Genomic DNA, 8797 nt, shown 5'->3' with positions numbered 1-8797 from the left:
GCTTAGCTAAAGACAGTTTAAATTCTCTGTGATATTTGGACATAAAAAGACCCCCAGTAATTGGAATGTCCAACTATTGGGGGTCAGTTCACATTGCGAGCTTTTTTATTGGCTAATTTAATGGATTTAGACCCTTTGTTTAACAAGCGCCTAGACAGATCAATCAATGAAGCCAATGTTTTCTTTGGTGATGATGGTCGGAAAAGGCGTTTTTATTGTGAGCGTTTCACCGGTACGCAAATAATGGCTTAAGAGGGACACCGCATGGTTAACGGTTTCGTCCAAGTCCTGATTAATAATGATGTCTATGGTGTCTTCCAGCAAGAGTGTTTTGGTTGCCTTGTTTAGTTCATGGGTAATAAAGATGATGTCCTGATCCAAACCTTTTTCACGTAAAGCTTTGGCAATACCTGCATTGCCACCAGAAGTATTGTAGATGCCCAAAGGTACACCGTTAGTACCAATCTCTTGGTAAATGGCTTTATAGCTGTCTTCGTCAGAATCATTATTTTTTATGGCCTCACGAATCTTAAGGTTTGGAAACTTATTACGCAGTACGCTCCGAAAGCCCAATTCCCGTTCATATTGTGTGGTATAGGTAGCACTCATTACCAGTAAAATATCCCCTTGTAACCTATTCAGATAATTCCCCATTAAGGTGCCCGCGGTTCGACCTGAGCTGATCTGGTTGGTACCTGCGTGGGCAAGTCGTTTGCAATTGTTTAAATCCGAAGACAGTGTTACCACAGGCGTGCCTTGATCTACTAGCTGGTTAATAGTGGAGACAATTTGCGGTAGTTCACGAGATAGCAGGATTAAGCCATTACACTGTTCGGCGAGCTGCCTGAGTTGCTGTAAAAAAGTGTCCAGATTAAAGTCCACGATAGAAAGACATTGCAGCTGTATCTTTTGTTCTGCAAAATGCACTTTGGCATGTTCAATGGTTAGTGATAGGGCCTCGATAAAAGGCGCCCCCGATTCAATAATGATGCCCAGTTTTAGCTCTTTGTGCGAGACAGCTTGGTGGCTGCTTTGTTGCGCCAGCTCCTCAATGACCGCCAATACTTTTGCTCGGGTATGTGGACTGACTTTTGCTCGCTTAGTGATGACACGATCCACCGTGGCGATGCTAACCCCTGCCAGTTCTGCGACTTCTTTTAGGGTGGCTTTTTTGAGTATGGAATTCATTGCGCCTCTGTTTATTCACCAACGGCCGTGACCAACCAATGTGGGTTAGCGTCAGATGTTGGCATTGAGCCTATTGGATTTTTACAAGGTAAGCTACTTTTGCTTACTTATCTGTCCAGTATCCAATAAAAGAAAGCTAGAAATCAAATTTGATAGGTTTTTATCATATGTGGGATGAAATCCATATCTATAAAAAAGAAAGTTAATCTAACTGGTACTGTTTACTCGCTTTTTCACTATATTTAGAAAGAGTAGGATGCAATCTAGTCGATAATCATTGGGCGGATGAAGATGATCAGTGATCAGCACGTTTTACTCACACCTTCGCAAATGGCGGTAGCAGATCAAGCCGCCATCCAGTCTGGTGTATCGGCATTTCAGCTGATGGCCGCTGCGGGTCAGGTCGTGGTTAACGCGATTGTTCAGCGTTGGTCGCCATGCAGAATATTGGTTATGGCTGGGCCAGGTAATAATGGTGGTGATGGTTTTGTGATAGGGAACTTGCTACAACAAGCAGGTTGGCCAGTCACCTTAGCTTATGTTGGGCGCTTGGAATCCATGTCGCAAGAGGCACAGGCGCACGCTAAAAATTGGCAAAGTGACTACCTTGCTTTGTCAGAGGATTTGCTAGAGCAAGCCGATTTAGTGGTGGATGCTTTATTTGGCGCTGGCTTGTCACGGCCCATCGATGGCCACATTAAGTCTGTATTAGCCGCATTAGCGGACAGCAATATTCCCGTTTGTGCAGTCGATGTGCCAAGTGGCTTGGATGGCGCAACAGGAAAGGTGCTTGGTGTTGCTGTTAAAGCTCAGCTTACTGTCACTTTCTTTCGCAAAAAGCCCGGACATTTGTTGCTGCCGGGACGGCACTTGTGTGGTGAGTTAGTAGTCAGTGATATAGGGATTTCATCTCAAGTCCTGTCTTCATTAGCCATTAACAGCTTGGAAAACCACCCAGAAAATTGGCTGCACAGTGTTCCAAGGCTTCATCTCGATGGGCATAAATTTCATCGAGGACATGCTCTGGTTTATGGAGGGCGTTGGATGACGGGAGCTAGCCGTTTGTCTGCAAGAGCGGCTCTTCGCGTGGGCGCAGGTTTAGTATCGATGGCGGTGCCCGAATCCGCTTGGCCTGTCTATGCTGCTTCGCAATTGGCGATCATGGTCAATCCATTAACCGATGCGAAAATTGAAAAAGCGTTTGAAGTGCTGCTGCAGGATGATAGATACAACACTGTTTTAATTGGCCCAGGTGCAGGATTAGAAGGAGGCCACAAAGCACGTTTACAGCAAGGGGTGTTGGATGCTCTGGCAACTCAGCGACCTTGCTTGCTCGATGCTGATGCCATTAGTGCTTTTGCAGACGACCCTCAAATGCTCTTTTCTGCTATACAAGGCTCTTGTGTACTGACGCCTCATGAAGGGGAGTTTGCTCGTTTATTTCCACATTTGGCCATGCAAACGGAAATGGACAAAGTGAGTCGGGCGCAATTGGCAGCGCAACAAAGTAATAGCGTAATTGTTCTGAAAGGCGCGGATACTGTCATTGCATCACCAGATGGCTGGTGTGCTATCAATACCAATGCACCACCCGTATTGGCAACGGCAGGGTCGGGGGATGTCTTGGCTGGGCTGATTGCGGGATTAATGGCACAGGGAATGCCGATATGGCAGGCGGCCTGCGCTGGCGTTTGGATACATGGTGAATTGGGTAATTTGCTTGGTGTCGGTTTAATTGCTGAAGATTTGGTAGAAGCAATTCCAGAAGTAATGAAGGCGCTTCTGACAGAATGAGTATAACTACATGGTAGATTGATTGGTAAATAACTTCGTAAATTATGGTGGGTAGATTAAATCTGATTTTTATTTATCTATTTAATTTATGATATGCTATTTAATTATTTCATTGATTGTTTTTTATTTGATATTGTTATGATTCTTTATGATACAAGATAACAATTGAGCAAATAGTATCCACATCCTACTCAGTTAAATGCTCTTCAAGAAGACGAAAAGAACTTGGCTGAATACTCAATTGAGTTTATCCAAGACGTAAACAGTCCATATTTTGAACAAGAAAAATAAGAAGTTGAGGAGAAAAGGCATGAAAGCTGTGATTGTTGCTGCAGCAAGAACCCCAATAGGTGCATTTAATGGCGCTTTATCATCATTGAGTGCGGTGCAAATTGGTACTCAGTTATTACAAGGCATGTTAGCTAAGCAGCCAACTTTAAAAGAGCACATTGAAGAAGTGATTTTAGGTCAAGTACTCACCGCTGGGTGCGGTCAAAATCCAGCGCGTCAAACCGCTATTTATGCTGGTCTTCCTAAACATGTAAGTGCGATGACGATTAATAAAGTGTGTGGTTCTGGATTAAAAGCGGTGCAATTGGCAGCACAATCTGTGCTGTCTGGCGAGTCTGCTATGGTACTTGCTGGTGGACAAGAAAGTATGAGCCAAGCGGCTCATGTATTACCAAATAGCCGAAACGGAAAAAAAATGGGCAATTGGTCATTGTTGGATACCATGGTGACCGACGGTCTATGGGACGCTTTTCATGATTATCACATGGGGCAAACCGCAGAAAATATCGCTGATCGCTGGCATATCAATCGCGATGAGCAAGATTCTTTTGCTTTACAATCGCAACAAAAAGCAAGTCAAGCGATTGAGGCAGGTCTTTTTGTCGAAGAAATTCTTCCTATTTCCATTCCTCAACGTAAGGGTGACCCAAAAATCGTAGCGCAAGATGAGCAGCCGCGTCCGGATACCAGTTTAGCGTCTTTAGCAAAATTACGTCCCGCTTTTAATAAAGAAGGCACCGTCACAGCTGGCAATGCTTCTACTCTGAATGATGGTGCAGCCATGGTGGTCGTTACCTCAGATGAAGAAGCTAAGCGGCTAGGTTTGCCTATTATAGCGGTGATTGAAGCGGCCAGCAGTGCGGGGGTTGATCCTGACATTATGGGCACAGGCCCTATTGCTGCGACCCAAAAAGTATTAGAAAAAATGCATTGGCAAGTGTCTGATCTGGATTTGATTGAAGCCAATGAAGCCTTTGCAGTGCAAGCCTTATGCGTTAATAAAGAACTGGGGTTGGATGCCAGTAAGGTGAATGTAAATGGTGGTGCTATTGCGTTAGGTCACCCAATTGGCGCTTCTGGTTGTCGGGTATTGGTGACCTTATTGCATCAGATGTCCCGACAGGATGCCAAGAAAGGATTGGCTACCTTATGTATTGGCGGCGGCATGGGAGTGGCCATGTTAGTGTCACGTTAGAGCCTAGATAGATCATAAAAAAGTTTTGTCTTACAAGGCTTTTTTATGACATTTCGCAAGTTGTTAGGAAGTTTTGGGCAAGCCCCAAGAAGTTAAGAGACAGAATATCGCGATTTAAGAGAGTTTCTATATAATAAGATTTTTCTTATATAACAAAGGTGCCTTGACTTGCCATCATGAGTTATCAACCGAAAACTGCATTGCCATCCCCATTTTTTGAATATTTACTTCGACGCGTGTTCAATATTATTTTGTTTATGAGCGTTTTTTTTGCTCTCCCTCTAAAGGCGCAAGTCGATTGGATGTCTGTCACATTGGATAATGATTTTTTTGTCAATGAAGACAATGGCTACACCAATGGTCTTTATGTTTCTTCTTACGAAATTGATGAAGCACCTAGCTTCACTCCTGATCCTGATGTTTGGGTAAAGCCTTTTATGTGGAGTATGCCGGATGGACCATCCTTAACGAGAGTTAAGGTGCGTAGTCTTAGTCAAACCCTAATGACGCCCAGTGACTTGACACTGACCAATCCACCAGAGGGGACTTTTCCTTATGCCGGGCTATTAAGTTATACCAACACTTATATTGCGGTGCGTGCTGATCACGCGGATAAAATCAGTGTGACTTTAGGAGTGGTTGGCCCTTTGGCCTTGGGCAAACAAACTCAAAAAGCCGTACATAAAATCATTTCGGCTCAAGACCCTAAAGGTTGGGATACTCAGTTGAAAAATGAGCCTGTGTTTATGATTTCAAGAAGTCGTACGTGGCGTATTTGGGCGTCTGATGATGGTAAAATGGATGTGCTCATGGGAGGAGGCGCTAAGTTTGGAACCATAAGAAGTGGCGTGGATACTGGGGTGATTTTTCGTTACGGTCGTCGGATGGAGAACTCCTTTGCCAGTGTTTTGTTGTCCAGTGATCGTATTTCGAATCCAATCGCCATTGATCACGGTTGGTTTGTGTTTGCCGGTGCTATATTAAGTTATGACTTCAATCAAATTTTCATGGATGGCAATACTTTCCGCGACAGTCGCTCGATTGATTATAATCATGAAAACAATATTTTCTCAACAGGGCTAAGTTACTCTTGGGGAGACGCTTCTTTGGCTTTTGCTATTAATACGCCGTTTTCAATCAATGGCGATTCCCGTGACAGAGAGTTAGATAAATACTTACGTTACGGTACCTTAACCTTTGCTTGGCCGCTGTAATCCAGTTCATTATTATCCGTATAAGGTGTGCAAGCCTTTCGTTTAGCGAAAGGCTTTTTTGTTCGTGAAGCATTTCCTTTTGAGCTACTGTTTATTTTTTAAGCAAAGCTGTTACATAGTCTAAAAAGGTATCGGGTTGGCCATAATATTGACTGTGTTGCAGACGAATTAGTTGGTCGTCTTGCTGTAAAAAGAAAGTAGGGAAACCAGAAACCTGCCAAGCGTTCATGCGTTGCTGATTGTCTTGGATATTCTTTAAGGAATCATCTTCTACTTGCTGCATAGCGGCTTGCCAGGTGGATTTTTCGATACCCAGTTGCTGTGCTAGCGCTTGTAAATGATCTTCTTGATACAGTGGCTTACCCTCTATGTAATGCGCCTTTTGCAAATGTTGCAACATGTCGTTGGCATGGATCCCCAGTGTTTGTGCAGCCCAAAAAGCTTGTGTTGGCAAAAACGAGTCCAGAATAAACTCAGCATCAGAAGTGACTCTTTGTTGGTATTGTTTGCCAAATTCTACTTTCGCCATACTGGCAATGTGCTGATCCGCTTGCACAATATGTTGGCGAAAACCTGAGTCGATAGCGCGTTTGGGAATCATGCCACCAGGGTAATAATGGATATCGAATTGCGCTGATTCAGCCAGCTTTTGTAATAAAGGCGAAGCCGCATAACACCAGCCACACATAGGATCAAAAAAATAATGAATACTGTGCATTGTGAGTCCTTATAGAAAAACATTTAGCTAAGCTTACTCCCTTGATTGGTAATGAAAAATAGTCAAAAATGATCCAAATTATTTCTTATATTGTTCAAATGGAATCACCCTAAATTTATCGTCAGAGACAAAACAATGGACAGAGTATTAGCGGCAAAAGTCTTTATTGATGTGACAGAAACGCGCAGTTTTACCAAAACCGCGGAACGCCTAGCCATGTCTCGTCCCATGGTGACCCGTTACGTGGATACCATTGAGACTTGGCTGCAGCGACGATTACTGCATCGCACCACACGACAGGTATCGCTCACCAGTGATGGTGAAGCTTATTTGGCCGAGATAACCTCCTGGTATCAACAGGCCGAGCGATTATCCAGTCTTGCCGAACAGAGTGATGAACTGTCGGGCTCGATTCGTGTGGCGACCAGCATGTCATTTGGCTACGCTCAGCTGATGCCGGCGTTAAAAGAATTTATGGCTTTGCATCCGCAAGTGGAAGTGGATGTGGATTTAGCGGATTCTACGGCGGATTTGGTAGAGCAACGAATTGATTTGACTTTACGCATTGCCTCGAATCCCGACCCTTCACTGATAGGTAAGCCCATTGCAAAATGTGAGTCTGTCTTGGTTGCGTCACCGCAATACCTTGCGCAAGCCGACAAGGCGCCAATTCTCCAACCTGAAGATCTAAAGCAGCATGATTGTTTAGGCTACAAAAATTTTGAACAAACCATTTGGCATCTTTCGAGTAATAAAACGAATGACAACCTTGCTACTTTAGATACTTCGTCATTGGATAAAAGCATGGCATCGGTTGAGACTCATTGCCGTTTAACCTGCAACGAAACCTCTGCTTTGTTGCATGCCTGTCTATTAGGTATGGGCATTGCCATGCAGCCAACTTATCTAGTAAATCCATACTTACAGCGTGGTGAATTGTGTAAGGTATTGCCGCAATGGCGTCCCAAAGACTTAACCATTTACGCACTCTATTCATCACGAAAACACCTGTCACCTAAAGTCAGAAACCTGATTGACTTCCTCTCCCAGTACTTTCAGCAACATCCTTGGTGAGTGTGTCGATTTGACTGGCTGGTGTATCGTTGACCATCTTTGATGAGACCTATGTTAAACGCCAGTCTTGTCGCGGTTCTTGAGCCTGTAATGTTTTGATGACCTTTGTATTCGAGGTGGTCTTTTAATACTTTCCAAGCCAGCTAATGAGTGAACTCGAACCTCTGTAGAACACCTTTTTTATGATGTTAGGTGATGTTTCGTCATAGGCTTTTACTGCCTCGTTGAGTTGCAACAAAGCTTTTTTGTCATTTTGGAATCTTTGTTGCCAAGGTTGCTTTTGTTGAATTTCGTCGCTCATGACCTTGTCGTCTCTTTGCTGCGTAGATTGTGGCATTATGTCATAGATAAGGTTGAGTAACAGATGGCTTTATTTTCTAAAATGCGCTGCCAAGGCTTGCCAGTCGGCTTCAGATTGAGCCGCTAACATTTCCCCGTTCAGCATACTTGGGCGATATTCTTCGCCGCTGAATAAGCGGCATACGCCACCGGCTTCGGTGAAGATGAGTACGCCAGCAGCATGATCCCAAGGCATCATTTTGTAGGTAAGCGTGAACTGAAAATGCCCGAGTGCCATTTGTCGGTAGGCAGGGCAAGAAGGCAGGTTGTTGATGCGGGCAAAGTGCGATGCTTTAACCGCATAATCTTTCTTTCTCTCGCCCTGATAAGAGTGGATCGACATGATGCCAGCTTGTTGTTCCAGCGGCACGTTTTTGGTGATCTGTAGTTTTATGGGTGGTTTTTCAGGGCTAAAATAGCTACCCCGTTGTTTGAAGTCGGTTGTCTGATAGTAAGCGCCTTCACCAAGGTTTGCATAAACCCAGTCGTCATTAACGGGGTCATAGAGAACACCAAAGCGAGTCACGCCTTGCACTACCACCGCGAGTATGATGCCAAAGTCTGATAAACCATGGGCGAAGTTCCATGTGCCGTCTATGGGGTCAATTATGACGCAAGTGTCCGCACTGGTAATTTGTTCAGTAACCTTTGGGTCTGCTGCCACGGCCTCTTCACCGACAATAGCCCAATCTGGGAAGCAGCGACGAATTTCTTTGCTGATAAAGTCTTCACTGGCTTGATCGGCGATGGTGACTAGATCACTACGACTGGTTTTTTGTTGGATCTGTTCCGCATCCAGTTGCCGAAAGTAAGGCATAACCACTTCTTGTCCAGTACGACGCAAAATATTGATTAAGGTATCTTGTGTGGTTTGACCCAAATTCATTATGCCTTGCTCCAATAAATCTCCATTATGAGCGAAGATTATACGTTAGGACTGTGACAATTTGTTGATCTTATATGTAAAACCTTGTGTGCAAATAA

At 44.2% G+C, this 8797-nt stretch carries 9 protein-coding genes; 4 read left to right on the top strand and 5 right to left on the bottom strand.

The features are described from left to right. Window positions 1–159: 159 nt before the first annotated feature. On the bottom strand, window positions 160–1188 hold the full coding sequence (locus ACXAH2_RS04425) for a LacI family DNA-binding transcriptional regulator (protein WP_475076956.1): 1029 nt from the start codon (window positions 1186–1188) through the stop codon (window positions 160–162). A gap of 291 nt (window positions 1189–1479) precedes the next feature. On the opposite strand from ACXAH2_RS04425, the gene ACXAH2_RS04420 reads away from it, so the two are divergent. The 3 genes from ACXAH2_RS04420 to ACXAH2_RS04410 all read left to right on the top strand — a co-directional run bounded on the left by ACXAH2_RS04420 (window position 1480) and on the right by ACXAH2_RS04410 (window position 5682). Then, complete coding sequence (locus ACXAH2_RS04420; RefSeq protein ID WP_475076955.1) at window positions 1480–2982, top strand: NAD(P)H-hydrate dehydratase; 1503 nt, start codon at window positions 1480–1482, stop codon at window positions 2980–2982. A gap of 310 nt (window positions 2983–3292) precedes the next feature. Further along, window positions 3293–4468 (top strand): acetyl-CoA C-acetyltransferase, encoded by a 1176-nt coding sequence (locus tag ACXAH2_RS04415; protein WP_475076954.1) that lies wholly within the window; start codon window positions 3293–3295, stop codon window positions 4466–4468. A gap of 176 nt (window positions 4469–4644) precedes the next feature. Then, entirely contained in the window at window positions 4645–5682 is a 1038-nt protein-coding gene (locus ACXAH2_RS04410) for a lipid A deacylase LpxR family protein (protein ID WP_475076953.1), read from the top strand. 91 nt (window positions 5683–5773) lie between these two features. On the opposite strand, the gene ACXAH2_RS04405 is transcribed toward ACXAH2_RS04410, so the two are convergent. Then, on the bottom strand, window positions 5774–6400 hold the full coding sequence (locus ACXAH2_RS04405; protein WP_475076952.1) for a DsbA family protein: 627 nt from the start codon (window positions 6398–6400) through the stop codon (window positions 5774–5776). Between the two features lie 135 nt (window positions 6401–6535). Here ACXAH2_RS04405 and ACXAH2_RS04400 point away from each other — a divergent pair, with 135 nt between their 5' ends. Then, window positions 6536–7474 (top strand): LysR family transcriptional regulator, encoded by a 939-nt coding sequence (locus ACXAH2_RS04400; protein ID WP_475076951.1) that lies wholly within the window; start codon window positions 6536–6538, stop codon window positions 7472–7474. On the opposite strand, the gene ACXAH2_RS04395 is transcribed toward ACXAH2_RS04400, so the two are convergent. The 3 genes from ACXAH2_RS04395 to ACXAH2_RS04385 all read right to left on the bottom strand — a co-directional run bounded on the left by ACXAH2_RS04395 (window position 7456) and on the right by ACXAH2_RS04385 (window position 8699). Next, window positions 7456–7566 carry a hypothetical protein gene (locus ACXAH2_RS04395; RefSeq protein WP_475076966.1) on the bottom strand — a complete coding sequence of 37 codons (111 nt, stop codon included), beginning with the start codon at window positions 7564–7566 and terminating at the stop codon, window positions 7456–7458. The genes ACXAH2_RS04400 and ACXAH2_RS04395 overlap by 19 nt on opposite strands. A 32-nt stretch (window positions 7567–7598) precedes the next feature. After that, window positions 7599–7775, bottom strand: a complete 177-nt coding sequence (locus ACXAH2_RS04390; RefSeq protein WP_475076950.1) for a hypothetical protein — start codon at window positions 7773–7775, stop codon at window positions 7599–7601. A 69-nt stretch (window positions 7776–7844) separates the two neighbouring features. Further along, window positions 7845–8699 (bottom strand): inositol monophosphatase family protein, encoded by an 855-nt coding sequence (locus tag ACXAH2_RS04385; protein ID WP_475076949.1) that lies wholly within the window; start codon window positions 8697–8699, stop codon window positions 7845–7847. Between the last annotated feature and the right edge of the window lie 98 nt (window positions 8700–8797).

This window comes from Marinomonas sp. ABL3_031 (assembly GCF_056161265.1).
The sequence above is the reverse complement of the archived record's forward strand: the minus strand, read 5'-3'. Positions and strand labels throughout refer to the sequence as shown.

Bases quoted from the DNA above. Each gene is read 5' to 3' on its own strand.
- ACXAH2_RS04425 (WP_475076956.1), bottom strand. From the start codon at position 1,188: ATGAATTCCATACTCAAAAAAGCCACCCTAAAAGAAGTCGCAGAACTG.
- ACXAH2_RS04420 (WP_475076955.1), top strand. From the start codon at position 1,480: ATGATCAGTGATCAGCACGTTTTACTCACACCTTCGCAAATGGCGGTA.
- ACXAH2_RS04415 (WP_475076954.1), top strand. From the start codon at position 3,293: ATGAAAGCTGTGATTGTTGCTGCAGCAAGAACCCCAATAGGTGCATTT.
- ACXAH2_RS04410 (WP_475076953.1), top strand. From the start codon at position 4,645: ATGAGTTATCAACCGAAAACTGCATTGCCATCCCCATTTTTTGAATAT.
- ACXAH2_RS04405 (WP_475076952.1), bottom strand. From the start codon at position 6,400: ATGCACAGTATTCATTATTTTTTTGATCCTATGTGTGGCTGGTGTTAT.
- ACXAH2_RS04400 (WP_475076951.1), top strand. From the start codon at position 6,536: ATGGACAGAGTATTAGCGGCAAAAGTCTTTATTGATGTGACAGAAACG.
- ACXAH2_RS04390 (WP_475076950.1), bottom strand. From the start codon at position 7,775: ATGAGCGACGAAATTCAACAAAAGCAACCTTGGCAACAAAGATTCCAA.
- ACXAH2_RS04385 (WP_475076949.1), bottom strand. From the start codon at position 8,699: ATGAATTTGGGTCAAACCACACAAGATACCTTAATCAATATTTTGCGT.